Raw genomic sequence first — 16,919 nt, forward strand, 5'->3', positions numbered from 1 at the left:
CCCTCACGCCCTCGTGGACGTCGCCGCGGACCGCAATCCACTGGCGCGCAACACCGCGCGTTCCACCCCGGCGCGCAGGTCACCTGGCTCCCCGACGAGGGTGACGTCGTCGGTGGCCCGGGTGATCGCGGTGTAGAGCAGTTCCCGGGTGAGCAGAGCGGACCGGGCCGGCGGGATGACGACGGTGACACCGCGGTACTGGCTCCCCTGGCTGCGGTGGATCGTCGTGGCGTAGGCCGACACCACCCCCCGCAGGCCCTGCGGCCGGATCAGGCGCGGGGGATCGTGCGCGTCGACACCGGGGAACGCCACGGCCACCTCCCCCTCGATCCGGACCACGACCCCGGCATCCCCGTTGAACAGGCCTGTGCGGCGGTCGGTCTCGGTGACGAGCACGGGGCGGCCGGGGAACCACGGGCGGGACGGGTTGTCGTCGACGCCGGCCGCGGCCGTCACCAGGGCGGCCCACCGCGCGACGCCCGCCGGTCCGCGACGGTGGGCGCAGAGCACCCGGTGGGCGGTCAACGCGGCCAGGGCGTCGGCTGCGTCCCCCGCCTGCGCGGCCTCGGTGAGGGAGTGCACCCAGGCGGTGGTCGCCGTGAGGACGTCGTCCGACTGTGGGCCCTTCTCCGAGACGAGTCGGATGGGCGGGGTGTCGGGTGCTGCCGCTGCGGCGTCGACACGGGCGATCACCTCGTCGGCGTCGCCGGCCCGCACGGCGTCGGCGAGGGCACCGATGGTGCTGCCGAACCGGCGACGGCGACGGAGCGCGACCATCGCGCCCGACTGCCCGATGGGTGCCCTCGTGTCGTCGGACGACGCGGGGTCGCCGGTGACGCCGTGCACGAGGTCGGCCAGGACGGCCCCGGCGTCGACGGAGGCCAGCTGGTCGGGGTCGCCGACGAGGATCAACCTGGTCGCGGGTCGGAGCGCGTCGAGCAGGTGGAACATCATCGTGAGCGACACCATCGACGCCTCGTCGACGATCACCACGTCGTAGGGCAGTCGGTGTGCCGCCGTGTGGCGGAAGCGTCGGCCCCCGGGCAGCGGGCCGAGCAGGCGGTTGATGGTCACCGCGCGCACCGGCGGCAGTGCCAGGTCCGGCTGCGCGCTCACCGCGGCCTGCAGGGCCGCCGCCGCACGGCCGGTCGGGGCGCAGAGACCCACGCGCAGTCCGGGGCCCTCGATCTGTTCGAGGAGGGCGACGATCCGGGCGATGGTGTGTGTCTTGCCGGTTCCCGGGCCGCCGGCGAGGACGGTCGTCCGGTGCGTGGCCGCGGCGCGGGCAGCCAGGGCCTGCAGATCGGGGCCTTCGCCGTCGCTCTCGGGGAACAGTCGACGCAGATGCTCCTCGACCGCGGTTTCGTCGACCGTCGGTGGGTCGGCGGCGCGGGCGGCGAGCACCTCGCGGACCCGGGACTCCTGGCGGTGGTACTTGTCGAGGTAGAGCAGGACGTCGCCGTCGCCGGTCCGCACCATCCGGAGCGGCGCGAGGGTCCCGGGTTCCGGCGTCACCAGCGGCGAGGTGCGCAATGCGTCGACGGTGCTGTCGGGGTCGGGCCATGGGAGGGCCGCGATGTCGACATCGTCGGGGGCGTCCCGATCCGGTGGGATGTCGGGCAGGCGGGCGAGGTCCACGCAGACCGATCCGGCGCGCAGTGCACGGACCGTCAGCGCGACCACCAGCTCGAGCGTCGCGTCGACACCACCGACGAGGCGGACCAGACGGTGCGCGACCTGCGCGTCGGCGACGCCGAGGACGCCGGCGTCGCGGAATGTCGCGACGAGGCTCACGCCGGAGTCGACGGCGGGGGTCCCGGCGGTCGTCACGACCGCCCCCCGAGCAGATCGGACAGCGCCACCACGAGGGTGCCCGGCAGATCCCACCGCACCACCCCGACACCCGGCGGCGTCTGCGCACCCGCCATCCCGCGCACGAACAGGTACAGGATCGGGCCGAGGTGATCCTGCGCGTCCGCATCGGACAGACGCCACCGCAGATAGCGGTACAGCGCGACGGCGTAGAGCATCGCCTGGAGGGGATAGTGCGAACGGATCATCTCGGCGGTCATCGCCTCCGCGTGGTAGTCGAGCGCGGACAGATCGCCCGGGCCCACGCGGTTCGTCTTGTAGTCGACGACGAGGTATCTGACCGCGGATCCGACGGGGACGCCGAGCACCCCGTCGATGCTGCCGGTGAGGTACCCGCGCAGTTCGGGGTCGCCGAGCTCGCGCAGCACCGGTGCGTAGGCCCGCATCGGATCGTCCTGTGGCAGGTGGCGGTCCATCAGGTCCGCGATCGCCGCGACGGCTCCGCTGCCGGCGGCGAGGGGGAACTCGAAGTCGACCTCGGCGAGGCGACGTCGCATGGGGATGTCGGCGAGTCGCACGCCCGGGGTGCCGGTCTCGGGGAGGTGCAGCGGGGTGTCGAGGACGGCGAGGAGGGCATCGACGAGGCGGTCGAGGTCGGCGTCGAGCCCGGACGCCGCGACTGCGGGCGCCGTGATGCGGAGGACCTCGGCGCGCAGGTCGTCGGCGTCGGTGTCGACGTCTTCGAGGACCGTGTGGACCAGGGTCCCGAACGCCGCACCGAACGGCAGCCCGTTCATCGGCGACCGGAGGACGAGATCCCCTGTGTCGTCGTCCGTCTCGGGCGTCGTGGATGCGGCGTCGGCGGCGTCCGTCGTCTCCTCGGACGGTTCGTCGTCGACGGTCAGCGGATCGGGCTCGGTGGCCACACCCGGTGCCGAGGGACGGTCGTGCGCTGCCGCGACGAGTGCGGTGTACGACGTGCGGCGCCAGCCGGCGTCGATGGTGCGGTCGAGGTGCGCGGCACACAACGTCGGCGGACCGTCGGCGGTGGTGTCGTCGGCGACGACGGTGTCGGCGGCATCGGATCCGGCGTGCGACACGGTGATCGGCACAGGCGCCCCGGCCGCCCAGGTGCTCAGGTGGTCCATCACCTCGGCGTCGGCGGGGATCGCCGACGACGGTGCCGGGTCGGGTCCGGTGGCGCGGGCGCCGGGACGCGCGAACAGCAGACGGTGCAGGGGTGAGCGTCTCGCCGACGATCCCGGTGCCCACCACAGGGTCACCGCGGAGCGGGCCCGGGTGACGGCCACGTAGAACAGGCGCAGCTCCTCGCCGAAGTCCTCGGCGTCGGCCTCGGCCTGCCGACGGGCGTACCCGGGTGCGTCCGGTCCGCCGACGTCCAGGACCCGACGGTTCTGCTCGTCGTGGAACTCCAGCGTCTGCGGCTTGGGCATCCTCGCCGCGTCCCAGCCGAACGGGACGTGGACGATCGGGAACTCCAGACCCTTGCTGCCGTGCACGGTCATGATCGTCACCGCGTGCGCGTCGCGGTCCAGCCGACGACTCTGCTCCGCCTGGTCCCCGACCGCGGGGTCCTCCAGCCGTTCGGAGAACCACCGGGACAGCCCGGCCAGACCGGCGCGCTCGGTCACCATGTGACGGTGGCAGAGCGACGCGAGGTGCAGGTGGTCGGTCATCGCGCGCTCACCGTCGTGGGTCGAGAGCACCCGGGCGTAGAGGCCTCGGCGCAGGGTGAGCCGCTCGACCATCGCCGCGAACCCGGACCGCTCCACCGTCTCGGCGAGGTCGACGACGAGGTCGGCCGCGTCCACGGGCGGGCCGTCGGACGCCGCGACCTCGGCGGGCGACCACCCGAGCAACGGTGTGAGGGCGGCGAGTGCGACTCGATCGGCCCGGGTGGGCTGTTCCAGCGCACGGATGAGGTGGAACCAGTCGCGGGCGGCGTCGGTGGTGAAGACGCTGACACCGGCACCCACGACAGATGCGACACCGTGGGCGCGCAGTGCCGCCTGCAGCGGCTCGATCACCTTGCGTGTGCGGACGAGGACGGCGATGTCCGACGGTCGGACCGGCCGCTCCCCCTGCGGGGTGGACAGGACGGGCGGATCGGCGAGCAGCGCCGCGATGTCGTCGGCGACGTCGCGCACCACCGACGACCGCAGTGCGTCGAGCGCGGGCAGGTCCGACTTCATGGGCCCGTGTCCGGTGCGGCGCAGCACCTTCAGGCGCAGAGGCTGCACGCCGTCGATCCGTGAGGCCTGATGTCGTGCCTCGACACCCCGCACGACGATGTCCGGGTGTCCGAGTTCGGCACCGCCGTACAGGTGGTCGAGGGCGGTCACGAGGTCGGCGTCGGTGCGCCAGTTGGTGGTCAGCCGACGGTTCTGGTCGGCGACCCGTGAGGCCTCGAGATAGGCCAGCACCTCGGCGCCGCGGAACTTGTAGATCGACTGCTTCGGGTCGCCGACGAGGGTCAACGCGACGTGTCCGTGGAAGCAGCGCCGCAGGATCTCCCACTGGACGGGGTCGGTGTCCTGGAACTCGTCGACGAGAACGGCACGGAAGTGGTCGCGGATACGCGCGCAGGCGGCCTCGCCGTGCACCGGGTCGCACACCACGTCGCGCAGGAGCGACTGCAGCTCGTCGTGGTCACGGATCCGCGCCATCCGTTTGCGTCGCTGCACCTCTCGACGCACGACGGACACGAACCGGGCCCGCACCGCCTCCTCGGTGCCCTCGTCGGCGTCGTCGGGGAGGACGCGTGCCGCGGACTGGCGGACCCCGGCGCGCGCGATGGTGCGTGCGACGTCGGACGAGAACGGCGGCGGTGTGGTCGCGAACCACTTCAGGTGGACGTCGCCCGCGACCTCGTCGACGAGGTCGTCGACCTCCTCGACCAGGGTGAGTCCCTCCTCCCGGTCGCCTGCGATGCCGAGCGCGTCGAGCATCCGCGAGCAGAAGGTGTGGGTGGTGCTCACGGTGGCCGCATCGAAGTCGGAGAGGGCGGCCGCGATCCGCTCCCGACGGCGGTCGAGCTCGTCGTCGGGAGCGGCGGCGACGACGGCCACCAGGTCGTCGTCGGAGGCAGAGGGATCGGCGAGACCTGCTGCGAGGGACCGCAGACGCTCGCGGGTGCGCTCCCGGAGTTCGGCGGTGGCCATGCGGCTGAAGGTCACGAGGAGCAACGACTCGACCGGTACGCCCTCGGCGATGTAGCGGGCCGCCAGGGCGACGATGGCGTGCGTCTTGCCCGTCCCCGCGGAGGCCTCGAGCACCGTCGTGCCCGTGGGGAGCGAGTCGGCGAGGGTGAAGGGACGGGTGTCGTCGGGGGCGGTGCGCCGGGTCATCGGACCGTCGTCGTCTCGTGGGCGGTCAGCGGTTGCCAGATGCGGGCGGCGATGTCACGCAGATCGGCGTCCGCGGTGGCGATCTCGTCGAAACCGCCGGGGAACACGTACTGCTCGAACCGGTCGGTGTGCTCCCCGTACCGGCTCTGGTACTCGGCGCGGGCGGCCTCGATCGCGGTGTCGTGGTCGGCACCGGACCCACGACGTTCGGCGTAGACCGCGGTCGCGGCGACGGGCGCGGGCAACGGCTCGGTCAGTCCGCGGTCCCGCAGGGCGACGAGATCGGCCAGCAACGCCGCGGGATCGTCGGGGACCGCGAGGTCGGCGACGCTGATCCGACTGCCGCGTCCGCGGCCGACGGTGCGCGCACCGATGACCTCGGGGACGGACGCGGCCGCCGCGAGCACGGTGGCCCACGCGGCGATGCGTCGCTTCGCCGACAGGCGCGAGAAGGACGCGGTCACCGCCCGCAGTCCGCCGTCGCCGGGGCGCAGCGAGTCGACGGTGCCCGTGAGCCGACGGCCGTCGGGGAGAGCGACATCGACGTCGACCGTGACGCGCGGGGCCTGCGCCTCCGGCCCGGCCGCGGCCACGATCCGGTCCACGAGGTCGACGATGTCGTCGAGGGCACGGCGGCCGAACGCGAAGGGCGGCAGCATCCCCCGACGGATCTCGATGTTGCGCAGGGTCGCGAGGTCGACGCCGTCGAGGCGGCGGGACAGGATGCGTTCGCCGATCCCCCACCGGTCCAGCGAGTCGAGGTCCGCCGACATGGTGTCGGGCAGGACGTCGTCGGCCTCGGGGACACCGGTGTGCAGACGCTGCCGCAGGAAGCCGCGGGTCGGGTGTTCGAGGAACGCGATGAGGTCGGTGAGGTCGACGTCTGCGCCGCGGACGTCGGCGGGCAGCGGGATCGGGGTGCGGTCGAAGGTGAGTGTCCCCTCCGACGGGCCCGTCAGCGCGCGGGCGCCGGCGAGCGCGACGGTGTCGTAGGAGAAGGGCCGGGGCGCAGCGGGATCGAGGTCTCCGCCGTCGACGGTGAACGACGCGGGGTCGAAGGCGTGCAGTGGGTGGCGTCGGACGATCGCGTCGGGGCCGTCCGCACCCACGAGCGTGACCAGGGTGTCGACGACCTCGCTCACCGGCACCGACGGTGGCCGACGCAGTCCCGACACGGGGTCGGTCCCGGTGAAGCACACCGCCAGCCGGTCGGTCGCGGACATGATCGTGTCCAGGAGCAGCTGTCGGTCCTCGGCGCGCGGATCACGTTCCCCCACCACGGGATCGCGCCCCAGCACGTCGTCGCCGTCGGCCCGGGTGGCGCGCGGATAGGTGTCGTCGTCGAGGCCGAGGAGGACGACGGCCCGGTGCGGCACCGACCGCATGGGGACCATCGAACACACGGTGAGTTCGCCGGTGCGGAAGTTGGCGCGGGTCGGACGTGCGGCGACCATGTCGTCGAGCAGGGCGGTGACGTCCGCCCGGCGCAGGGTGAGGGTGCCCGCGTGGTCGAACGCGGTGTCGATCTCGGCGATCGCCCGGGCGGTCTGCCACGCCTGCGCGCGATCGCTCTCGGTGAGATCGGTGACGACGCGCGCCACCGCGTCCCGCCACTCGACCGCGGTGTGCACGCCGGACAGGTCGTCGACGCACCTCTCGAGGCGATCGACGAAGTCGATGAAGCGGCCCACGAGGTCCACGTCGGTGCTCTCGATGTCCGACAGTGGCAGGGCCCGGTCGATCCATCCGTCCATCTCGTCGGCGGCCACGCCCAGGGCGAGGCGGTCGACACCGGTCTCCATCGTGTTCTGGGGGAAGCCTTCCAGTCCGAACGCCGCGCGTTGCGACGGACCGAGCCCCCATCGCACACCGCCCCGTTCGAGCCAGTCGTCGATGCGGTCGAGGGCGTCGTCGTCGAAGCCGAACCGGCGCGACACCGGCTCGCGCGCGGCCAGATCCGCGATGTCCCCGGCGGTGATGCGCCCGCCCGCCAGTCCGACGACGGCGACCACGGTGTCGAGGACGGCATTGGTCGCGGCGAGCCCCCGATCGGCCAGTCGGACCCGGAGCTGGTGGGCGGGATGGGTGGTGGCGTCCTGACCGAACGACGCCGCGACGAGCGGCGCGAACAGCTCGATGTCCGGGCACATGACGATGACGTCGCGCGGGGTGAGCGTGGGGTCCTCGGCGAACATCCGCACGATCACGTCGCGGGCGACCTCGACCTGACGGGCGGGACCGTGACAGGCGTGCACGGTCACGGTGCCGTCGGCGGACGCGGATCCCGACACCGGTGCCTCGTTCGCCTCGATCCCCGACTGCAGACGGCCCAGCAGCGTGTCCGGTCTCGGCGCGGTCAGGGGGTGGTGCACATCGGCGTCGACGACAGGCGCGAGCCGGTGGCGTGTCTCGCGCACCTCGCGGGACAGGCTGGCCGGCAACGGGTGTGGCGAGACGGCCCGTCGCAGCGAGCTCCGGCGGACCGTGTCGGAACCGGCCTCCGATCGCCAGAGGTCGTCGGACGGGTGCGGGAGGAAGACGTGGACGTCGCGGTGGGCGGCGACGGCCGAGAGCACCGCCAGCTGCTGGGTCGTCAGCCGGGTGGGCCCGAACAGCGACAGGCGCTCGGGCAGGTCGAGCACGGTGGGTTCGGCGCGGATGCGCCCGCACAGGTCGTCGAGCATCTCGGCGGGCGACGGGACACCGATCCGGTCGCGCAGGGCACGCCACACCACCGGCTGCCAGCGGAGGTCGTCGTCGATCCGCCGGGTCGCGGAGTCGGGCGCGACGATGCCGTCGTGGTCGTCACCGCGGGTCCACGCGCCGGCCATCGCGGGCCGGGACGCCGCATACGAGCGGAAGAGACGGGCGAGGTGGTCGGCGGTGGTCCATCGACGGCCGGCACGGTGGGCGTCGACGTGCCCCTCCCCCACACCGAGGTGCCGGGCCAGGACCGCGCACTCCGGCAGGGACGCGCACTCGTCGAGCACGTCGACGAGGTGCCAGCGGACGCGCGCGGTGGCCCAGGGGTCGTCGGGCATGCGATGACCGCGCACGGCCGCGAGGATCCCGTCGACGAGGTCCGCCGCCGATCGGAAGTCGATGTTCGCGGCCACCCCGTCACCGCTGCCGGGGGTGGCCCCCAGGGTCTGCGCGAGACGCTGGGCGAGCCATCGCTCGACACCCTTCGCCGGCACCGCGACGACCTCGGGGGTGAACGGGTCGCCCGACGGCTGCAGCAGGATCGACCCGAGCGCATCCGCGAGGACGTCGGTGCGAGGCGACCGGTGCAGCGTCAGCACGGGTCAGGCCCGGAGGCCCGAGCGGCTGCGCAACGCCAGGGGCTCCCGTGTGCGACCGGTCATGGTGGCGACGACGGCGTCCGGGAGCGCAGACGGGCGGCCGGAGTCGTCCACGCGGACCAGTGTCGTCTCGGCCTGTGCGTACGCGGTGCCGTCGACCCCGACGAGGCGCGCCGAGAAGTCGAACGACGTGCGCCCGACCCGACTGAGCCAGACCGAGCAGGTGACGTCGTCCTCGGTGTACGGCATGGTGGCGAGGTACTCGACCTCCTGTCGCACCACGACGAGCCCACCCTCGAGCAGCTCGCGGCCGTCGCTGCCGGCCGGATCGCTCGCCAGGAGCGTGCGGGATGCGCGCACCCGCGACTCCTCGAACAACCGCGTGATCATCACGTTGTTGACGTGGTTGTTGCCGTCCATGTCGCCCCACCGCAGCTGCAGGGACACGGTCGCGACATCACTGGACATGCGGACACACTATCGACGGCCTCCGACGACCCGGTCGGCGGACGTTCGGGGTCAGCGGCGGCGGAACTGCAGCTGACTGACCTGGAGGTACCCGGAGGCGAAGCCCGCCTCGCAGTAGGCGAGGTAGTACTCCCACATCCGTCGGAACGTCTCGTCGAAACCGGTGCGGTCGGCGCCGCCGGTCTCCCAGGACTCGATGAACCGGTGACGCCACCGACGCAGCGTCTCGGCGTAGTGCGCGCCGAGCTCGCTGCGGTCGGTGCGGACGAGGTCCGTGTGGGCCGCGAGCGTCTCGTCGATGGCCTCCAGTGACGGGATGAGTCCGCCGGGGAAGATGTACTTCTGGATCCACCCGAACGAGCGGCGGGTGGCGCGCATCCTGCTGTGCGACATGAGGATCGCCTGGATCGCCACCGTGCCGCCGGGGGCGAGCAGCGTGTCGAGTGCGGAGAAGTAGGTGGGCCAGTACTCCTCGCCGACGGCCTCGATCATCTCGACGCTGACGATGGCGTCGAACTCGCCGGTGACGTCGCGGTAGTCCTGCAGGCGGATGTCGATGCGGTCGGTGAGACCGGCCTCGGCGATGCGGGTGCGGGCCAGCGCGAGTTGTTCGGTCGAGAGGGTGACGGTCGTGACCCGCGCGCCCCGCTGGGCGGCACGGATGGCGAGGGCACCCCACCCGCTGCCGATCTCCAGCAGACGCGTCTCGTGCCCGACGTGGGCCATGTCGAGGACGGCGTCGATCTTGCGGAGCTGCGCCGCCTCGAGGTCCTGCCGGGCGAAGTCCTGCGACTCGTCGAACTTCGCTGCGCTGTAGGACATCGTCGGGTCGAGGAAGGACGCGAACATGTCGTTGCTGAGGTCGTAGTGGGCACCGATGTTCCGGCGGGACCCCTCACGCGAGTTCTCGGTGGCGGCCGGGATCCGACGGTCGACGATCGCGCGGAGCTTCCAGAGCGGCTCCGGTACCAGTGATGTCATCCGCTCGGCGAACGGTGTGAGGGCCGCGCCGAGGTCGCTGCCCGGGGCAGCCCGCCAGTCACCGGCCATGTAGGCCTCGCCGAGACCGATCTTCGGGTGGTGGCTGATGCGGTCGTAGAAGGCCCTCGGGCGGACGATCTCCAGCATCTCGCTGTCCGGGCCACCCGCCCCGCGCACCGTGCCGTCGGGGAACCGCACCCGCACGGGCGCCTTGCCGATGGCGTAGTCCATGAGCATGCGCGCGATGGGCACCTTGACGAAGGTGCCGGCCACGATCGGGCGGCGGGCGGTGAACGGATCGGCGTGTCCGGTCATCTCTGGACCTCCTGGGTGGGTACGTGTTCGGGTCGGGGGACGATCGGCAACCGCCGCAACCACAGCCAGACGCCGTGCACGGTGATGAGCGCGCGGGCGCGCTGGGGCATGAGGGGCATGGTGAGCACGGTCGCGAGGACCCGCGCCGGCGTCGCGCGGCGCGGTGTCCCGCCGAACACCGCATGGAACGGCGCCTGTCCCGGCCGCTCGAGGGTGATGGTGACCTCGACCCGGTCGCGGTCCATGCCGAAGCGCATCCGGTAGCTGCCGGAGACGTCGTTGAACGGGGACACGTAGAAGGTCTTGTCGGTGCGGGCGCGGCCGTCCCGATCGGGATGCAGGAGGTAGGCGGTTCGTTCGCCGTAGGTGTTGTGCACCTCCGCCACGAGGCACACGACGTCCCCGTCGGGACCCAGGCACCAGAACACGCTGAGCGGGTCGAAGACGTAACCGAGGACCCGGGCGTTGGCGAGCATCAGGATGCGCGAGCCGCGCGGGAGGTCGACGCCCTGCGCTGCGGCGAACCGCTCCACGTCGGCGCGGATCGCCTCCGGTCCCCCGCCCCGCCCACCGAGGTGGTCGGCGGCACGGAAACGGGCGAACGGCCGGAGGAGACGCGGCATCTCGACAGGCGCGTCGAGGTCGACGAGCCACTGGTAGGCGCGGTGACGGAACCGGTGCGCGACGGGCTCGGTCCGGGCATGGCCGACCTCGCCGATCACCACCGCCGGCAGGTCGGGGATCGTCACGGCCGTGGACGCGGTCACCATCGGACACCGAGACGGGCTGCGGCGGCCACCCCCGAACGACACCCGTCCTCGTGGAACCCCCACCCGTGATAGGCGCCGGCGAAAGCGGTGACGTCCGAACCGATCTCGGGCAGGGCGGTCTGCGCGGCGACGGCGGCGGGTGTGTACAGCGGGTGGGCGTAGTCCATCACCGCGATGATCGAGGCCGGGTCGATGCGATCGGTGGCGTTGAGGGTCACCAGGTAGTCGGTGTCGCCCGGGAGGTCCTGCAGGCGGTTCATCCAGTAGGTCACCACAGGCGGGCTGTCGACGCCGGGGGCGTCCGTGGGCACGAGGTAGTTCCACGACGCACGGGCGCGGGGACTGCGCGGCAGCATCGTGGTATCCGTGTGCAGTACGGCCTGATTGGGTGAGTAGCGGAACGCCGACAGGACCGCCTTCTCGTCCGCGTCGGGATCGGCGAGCATCCCGAGAGCCTGGTCCGGGTGCGTGGCGATCACGACCTTGTCGAAGCGCTGGGTCGCCCCGTGCGCGTCGGTGACGAGCACGCCGCCCGCGGCGTCAGGGTCGGTACGACTGACACGGGTGACCGGGCACCCGGTGCGGACCTCGTCGAGGCCGGCGGCGACACGGCGGACGTACTCGTTCGAGCCGCCGGTCACGGTGAACCACTGCGGCGAACCGGTCACCGACAGCATCCCGTGGTTGCGCAGGAAAGCGAAGAGGTAGCGGGCGGGATAGTCCAGAGCACTGCCCGTGCCCGACGACCACACGCAGGACACCAGGGGGACGGCGTAGTGACGCCGGAAGAAGGTCCCGAACCGGTGGCCGGCGAGGAAGTCGCCGAAGGTGGTCAGGTCGGTGTCGTCGGACTCGTCGAGGAATCGGGCCGCGGCGCGATGGAATTGCTTGATCTGCACGAGCATCCCGACGAACCGGGGATCGGCCAGGCGCCACGGCTGGGCGAGGATCCCGCCCGCGCCCCGTCCGCCGGCGTACTCGAGACCGCCCCGGGGATCGCGGATGCTCATGCTCATCTCGGTGGGCTGGGTGGCCACACCGAGCTCGTCGAACAGTCGACGCAGCAGCGGGTACGTCTCTTCGTTGTGGACGATGAACCCGGTGTCGACCGCGATGTCGCCGTCGGGCCCGGGGACCTGATGGGTGTGCGCGTGGCCACCGAGTCGCGTGTCGGCCTCGAACAGCGTGACGTGGTGGGTGGACCGCAGCACGTGCGCGGCCGTGAGTCCGGAGACGCCCGACCCGACGACAGCCACCGTCGTATCGCGTCGCACCGTGTTCTCGGTGATCACCGCGTTCCTCGCCTTCCACATCGTCTCGCGTGCCGGGTCGCCCGGATAGGCGGAACGGTCTCGCACAGTATCGGCACGCGTGACCTCCCTTGTTCGGAGCCTGCCGACCCACGGATGGGCGTGACGCTGTTCACCCGGGTCCGGACCCTCCACGCCTACTGTGGAACGCGTGAGCATCTCCCGCACCTCGGTCGTCCCCGGCGCCATCGACGACGTGTTCGCCTGGCACGAACGTCCGGGCGCGTTCCGCCGCCTGACACCGCCCGGGTCCCCGATCGGGCTGAAGTCGGAGGCGACGTCGATCCGCGACGGCCGCGCGGTCCTCGCGCTGCCCGGCGGCATGGAGTGGGTGGCGTCCCACCTCCCGTCCGGCTACCACCCGCCGCACCAGTTCGTCGACAAGCTGACCAACCTGCCGCTGCGCCTCGTCACACCCTGGACGCACACCCACCGGTTCGAGGCGGTCGACGCCGACCACACCCGCATCATCGACCACGTCGAGACACGGGTCCCCGGGTTCGCGTTGTCGTCGATGTTCGACTACCGCCACCGCCAGCTGGCCGACGACATGACCACCCAGGCGTGGGCACGCGAGCTCGCGCCGGACCCGCTGGTCATCGGCATCACGGGAGCCTCGGGGACCATCGGTCGGTCCCTGGCCGCGCTGATGACCACCGGCGGACACCAGGTGGTCTCGCTGGTCCGACGCGACCCCTCGGGTCCCGACGAGCGCCGCTGGGATCCCGATGCCCCCGACTCCGACCTGCTCGACGGTCTCGACGTGCTGGTGCACCTGGCCGGGGCGTCGATCGCCGGCCGGTTCACCGACGGCCACGTCGCCGCGGTCCGCGACAGCCGCGTCGGACCTACCCGCCTGCTCTGCGAGGTCGTGGCCGACGCCCATGCGAGCGGCCGGGGGCCGTCGGTCGTGGTGGCCGGGTCGGCGATCGGCTACTACGGCGACGTCCGCGGCGACGAGGAACTGACCGAGACCAGCCCGCCCGGCGACGGCGTCGTGGCCGACATCGTCCGCGACTGGGAGGACGCGACCGGCCCCGCCCGTGAGGCCGGCGTCCGGGTCCCCGTCATCCGGACCGGTGTGGTGCAGGCCGCCGACGGCGGGATGCTCGCGCTGCTGCGTCCGCTGTTCACCGCCGGCCTCGGTGGTCGCCTGGGCAACGGCCGACAGTGGCTGTCCTGGATCGGCGTCGACGACGTGTGCGACGTCTTCTACCGCGCGGCCCTCGACGACCGGCTCGACGGTCCGGTGAACGCCGTGGCCCCGAACCCCGTGCGCAACAGCGAGTTCACCGCCACCCTGGGGCACGTCCTGCACCGGCCCACGGTGCTGCCCGTCCCCGCGATCGCACCCGAGCTCCTGCTCACCCGCACCGGCGCCCGCTCACTGGCCCTGGCCGACCAGCGGGTCGTCCCCGGGGTCCTGACCGACCTCGGTCACACGTTCCGCATGCCCACCCTGGAGCCCGTGCTGCGTCACCAGCTCGGTCACTGATCGACGGCGTCGCCCCACGGACGTCGGGCGCGGAAAGGCCGACGCCCGGAGGTCGTGCGACACGACCGACAAGGCGTGTCTCCCACGCCCTCGCCCCCTTAGGATGAACGCACTTCACGGGCGTCCGGCGGGCGGTCGCCCCGTCGCCGGGCGGGAGGTGCGCCATCCTCATCGACACCCCGCACCTCGTCCTGCGACCGGTGACCAAGGCCGACGTCGGGACCCTCGTCGAGCTGGACGGTGACCCCGAGGTGATGCGCTACGTCTCCGGTGGGGCCCCCACGCCCGTCGAGACCATCGCCGACTGGGTGGTCCCCCGGGCGCTCGCGGCGTTCGCCGCCCGCCAGGGGGCCGGGATGTGGATGGCCCATGAACGTCGCACCGGAACCTTCGTCGGGTGGTTCGCCCTGCGGTCGCCGCGGCACAGCGCAGTGCCCGAACTCGAGCTCGCCTACCGACTCCGGCGGACCGCTTGGGGCCTCGGGTACGGGACCGACGGGTCGGTGGCCGTCGTCCGGCACGCGTTCGAGAACGGCCCCACCGCGCGCGTCTTCGCCGGCACCATGGCCGTCAACGCCGCGTCCCGGCGGGTCATGGAGAAGGCGGGCATGCGGCTCGCCGCCCTGCACCAGACCGACGACCGGGCGATCGACGGATACGAGCGCGGCGAGGTCGAGTACGAGATCCTCCGCGCGGATTGGGAGGCCGGGGACCCCGCCCGGGCACCGCGCCGGTCCCGACACGCGCACCTGATCGCCTGAGACACCCCGGCCGGTCTGTGGGCTCGGCGCATGGGCCGCCCTCCCATTGACTACCGTTGACCCCAGAGCGGACGGCACCGTCGACGTCGTGACATCACAGCCCGTCACGACACCAGGACCGCCCGGCTGCCACCAGCGATTGTTTGACAGGAGCACCGCATGAACGCTTCCACCGAGGCACGGCGCCCGCATCGCGTGGTGATCATCGGGTCCGGATTCGGCGGCCTGTTCGGCGCGCAGCGACTGCGCAAGGCCGACGTCGAGGTGACGTTGATCGCCCGCACCACCCACCACCTGTTCCAGCCGATGCTCTACCAGGTCGCGACGGGCATCGTCAGCGAGGGCGAGATCGCCCCGGCGACCCGTCAGGTGCTGCGTCGCCAGAAGAACGCGACCGTGCTCCTCGGCGACGTCGAGACGATCGACGTCGAGCGCAAGGTCGTCACGTCGCGGCTGCTGACCCGCATGACCGAGACCCCGTACGACAGCCTGATCATCGCCGCGGGTGCCGCACAGTCCTACTTCGGCAACGACCACTTCGCCGAGTTCGCGCCCGGCATGAAGACCATCGACGACGCGCTGGAACTCCGCGGTCGGATCCTCGGTGCCTTCGAGCAGGCCGAGCTCTCCGACGACCCCGACGAGCGCGCCCGGCTGCTGACGTTCGTCGTCGTCGGCGCCGGACCGACCGGCGTCGAGCTCGCCGGGCAGATCGCGGAGATGTCGGACAAGACGCTCAAGGACACGTTCCGCAACATCGACCCCACCCAGGCCCGGGTCATCCTCCTCGACGCCGCGCCCGCGGTGCTGCCGCCGATGGGTGAGAACCTCGGCACCAAGGCGGCACACCGGCTCGAGAAGCTCGGTGTCGAGATCCAGCTCAACGCGATGGTCGTCGACCTCGACTACGACGGTCTGACCGTCAAGGAGAAGGACGGCACCACCCGCCGCATCGAGTCGCAGTGCAAGGTGTGGTCCGCCGGTGTCGCGGCGAGCCCCCTCGGCAAGCAGCTCTCCGAGCAGACCGGGGTCGAGCTCGACCGCGCCGGCCGGGTCAAGGTCAACCCCGACCTGTCGATCGCCGATCACCCCGAGGTGTTCGTCGTCGGCGACATGATGTCGGTCGAGAACGTGCCGGGTCAGGCCCAGGGCGCCATCCAGGGCGGTCGTTATGCGGCCGACGCGATCGTCGCAGGCCTCAAGGGGCAGTCACCGGACCAGCGCACGCCGTTCAAGTACAAGGACAAGGGCTCGATGGCGACGGTGTCACGGTTCAGCGCCGTGATGAGTGTCCCGATCCCGTTCACGCAGAAGCGTTTCGAGACCGAGGGCTTCTTCGCCTGGATGGGGTGGCTGGCGCTGCACCTGGTGTACATCGTCGGCTTCCGCAGCCGCCTCTCGACGATCATCGACTGGGCCGTCGCGTTCAGCACCTGGGGCCGCTCGCAGCTGACCGTCACCGAGCAGCAGGTGTACGCCCGCACCGCGATGGACCACCTGCAGCACCTGGAGTCGGAGAACAAGCTCGACGGCGAGCCGCCCATCCCGGCGATCGCCGAGCCCGACCCCGAGCCGACCACGCCGGGCGTCGACGTCGACTCGACCACCGACGCCGATGCGAACACCGATGCGAAGGACACCGCCCGCGCCTCGGGCTGATCAGGACGGGATGGTCGCCGCCGCCCGCTCGGCGTCGGCGACCGTCCTCCCGAGCGCGGTGGTGAGCCCGGCGCCGGCCGCCAGCGCCATCCGGGTCGCCATCGCCGTCGGCGCGACCGCGCCGTCGCGGGTGTCGGGGTGCTGCAGGGAGCTCAGCAGGGCCCGGTGACCGGCCCCGGCGACCGCATCGTCGCCCAGGTCGAGTCGGTGGCGGAGCGCCGGGACCCCGTCGACGTCGACGACGAGCCTCCCGGACCACGACCCACCGGCCTCGCCGTATCTCCCGAGCTGTACGCGTTCCTCGACCCGCACGACCGACGATCCGGCCGCGGTGAGCGTCGTCGTGGTCTCGTGTGTGGCCGCCGCGGCGACCACGGTGGGTTGCGGGACCACGTGCAGCTCGGCGTCGTCGGCGACGGTCAGCGTCCAGGTCGCGGCCGAGTAGGGGTCGTGACGCGACGGGAGGGCGATCGTCGCGGCGACGGAGCCGATGCACAGCCGCACGCCGGGCTCCAGCTCGACGCGGATGTCGATGTGGTCACCCCCCAGCGGCGTCGCGGCCGTGGACACGAGCAAGAGCGTGTCGACACCTGTCCGGCGGACCGCCAGACCGCCGACGGCGTGGGACCACGGCGCGCGACCGGCTCGTCCGACCACATGTACCTGCGTGCGCATCCG

11 protein-coding genes are annotated in these 16,919 nt (G+C 72.3%); 3 read left to right on the forward strand and 8 right to left on the reverse strand.

Annotated features, from left to right (window positions below; all coding sequences use genetic code 11):
- Nucleotides 1–3 precede the first annotated feature (3 nt).
- From recD to LX14_RS19150, 7 genes are read right to left on the reverse strand one after another with little or no spacing between them, the layout of a single operon-like run.
- Nucleotides 4–1,830 carry an exodeoxyribonuclease V subunit alpha gene (recD, locus tag LX14_RS19120; RefSeq protein ID WP_253648974.1) on the reverse strand — a complete coding sequence of 609 codons (1,827 nt, stop codon included), beginning with the start codon at nucleotides 1,828–1,830 and terminating at the stop codon, nucleotides 4–6.
- Nucleotides 1,827–5,180 carry a UvrD-helicase domain-containing protein gene (locus tag LX14_RS19125; RefSeq protein WP_253648975.1) on the reverse strand — a complete coding sequence of 1,118 codons (3,354 nt, stop codon included), beginning with the start codon at nucleotides 5,178–5,180 and terminating at the stop codon, nucleotides 1,827–1,829. The genes recD and LX14_RS19125 overlap by 4 nt, the downstream gene beginning before the upstream one ends.
- Nucleotides 5,177–8,482, reverse strand: coding sequence for an exodeoxyribonuclease V subunit gamma (gene recC / locus LX14_RS19130; protein WP_253648976.1), 3,306 nt, complete (start codon nucleotides 8,480–8,482; stop codon nucleotides 5,177–5,179). Before recC ends, LX14_RS19125 begins: the two co-directional genes overlap by 4 nt.
- Nucleotides 8,483–8,485: 3 nt before the next feature.
- On the reverse strand, nucleotides 8,486–8,950 hold the full coding sequence (locus tag LX14_RS19135) for an acyl-CoA thioesterase (protein WP_253648977.1): 465 nt from the start codon (nucleotides 8,948–8,950) through the stop codon (nucleotides 8,486–8,488).
- A 51-nt stretch (nucleotides 8,951–9,001) separates the two neighbouring features.
- Entirely contained in the window at nucleotides 9,002–10,246 is a 1,245-nt protein-coding gene (locus tag LX14_RS19140; protein ID WP_253648978.1) for an SAM-dependent methyltransferase, read from the reverse strand.
- The gene (locus LX14_RS19145; protein ID WP_253648979.1) at nucleotides 10,243–11,016 is read right to left on the reverse strand and encodes a DUF1365 domain-containing protein; all 774 of its coding nucleotides are present in this window, start codon (nucleotides 11,014–11,016) and stop codon (nucleotides 10,243–10,245) included. The genes LX14_RS19140 and LX14_RS19145 overlap by 4 nt, the downstream gene beginning before the upstream one ends.
- Nucleotides 11,010–12,329 (reverse strand): NAD(P)/FAD-dependent oxidoreductase, encoded by a 1,320-nt coding sequence (locus tag LX14_RS19150; RefSeq protein ID WP_253649053.1) that lies wholly within the window; start codon nucleotides 12,327–12,329, stop codon nucleotides 11,010–11,012. Before LX14_RS19150 ends, LX14_RS19145 begins: the two co-directional genes overlap by 7 nt.
- 148 nt (nucleotides 12,330–12,477) lie before the next feature.
- Here LX14_RS19150 and LX14_RS19155 point away from each other — a divergent pair, with 148 nt between their 5' ends.
- From LX14_RS19155 to LX14_RS19165, 3 genes are all read left to right on the forward strand, one after another.
- A complete protein-coding gene (locus tag LX14_RS19155; protein WP_253648980.1) occupies nucleotides 12,478–13,821 on the forward strand; it encodes a TIGR01777 family oxidoreductase in 1,344 nt (447 codons plus the stop codon).
- A gap of 170 nt (nucleotides 13,822–13,991) precedes the next feature.
- Complete coding sequence (locus LX14_RS19160; protein ID WP_308214143.1) at nucleotides 13,992–14,582, forward strand: GNAT family N-acetyltransferase; 591 nt, start codon at nucleotides 13,992–13,994, stop codon at nucleotides 14,580–14,582.
- A gap of 159 nt (nucleotides 14,583–14,741) precedes the next feature.
- Entirely contained in the window at nucleotides 14,742–16,241 is a 1,500-nt protein-coding gene (locus LX14_RS19165; protein WP_253648982.1) for an NAD(P)/FAD-dependent oxidoreductase, read from the forward strand.
- Here LX14_RS19165 and LX14_RS19170 read toward each other — a convergent pair whose 3' ends face one another.
- Nucleotides 16,242–16,916 (reverse strand): urease accessory protein UreD, encoded by a 675-nt coding sequence (locus LX14_RS19170; RefSeq protein ID WP_301283950.1) that lies wholly within the window; start codon nucleotides 16,914–16,916, stop codon nucleotides 16,242–16,244.
- Nucleotides 16,917–16,919: the final 3 nt, after the last annotated feature.

This window comes from Williamsia deligens, from assembly GCF_024171765.1.
In the GTDB taxonomy this organism is placed as follows: Bacteria; Actinomycetota; Actinomycetes; order Mycobacteriales; family Mycobacteriaceae; genus Williamsia_A; species Williamsia_A deligens.

Excerpts from the sequence above, each read along its gene's own strand:
- LX14_RS19125 (WP_253648975.1), bottom strand. The coding sequence starts at position 5,180 with ATGACCCGGCGCACCGCCCCCGACGACACCCGTCCCTTCACCCTCGCC.
- LX14_RS19135 (WP_253648977.1), bottom strand. The coding sequence starts at position 8,950 with ATGTCCAGTGATGTCGCGACCGTGTCCCTGCAGCTGCGGTGGGGCGAC.
- LX14_RS19140 (WP_253648978.1), bottom strand. The coding sequence starts at position 10,246 with ATGACCGGACACGCCGATCCGTTCACCGCCCGCCGCCCGATCGTGGCC.
- LX14_RS19145 (WP_253648979.1), bottom strand. The coding sequence starts at position 11,016 with ATGGTGACCGCGTCCACGGCCGTGACGATCCCCGACCTGCCGGCGGTG.
- LX14_RS19150 (WP_253649053.1), bottom strand. The coding sequence starts at position 12,329 with ATGTGGAAGGCGAGGAACGCGGTGATCACCGAGAACACGGTGCGACGC.
- LX14_RS19165 (WP_253648982.1), top strand. The coding sequence starts at position 14,742 with ATGAACGCTTCCACCGAGGCACGGCGCCCGCATCGCGTGGTGATCATC.
- LX14_RS19170 (WP_301283950.1), bottom strand. The coding sequence starts at position 16,916 with ATGCGCACGCAGGTACATGTGGTCGGACGAGCCGGTCGCGCGCCGTGG.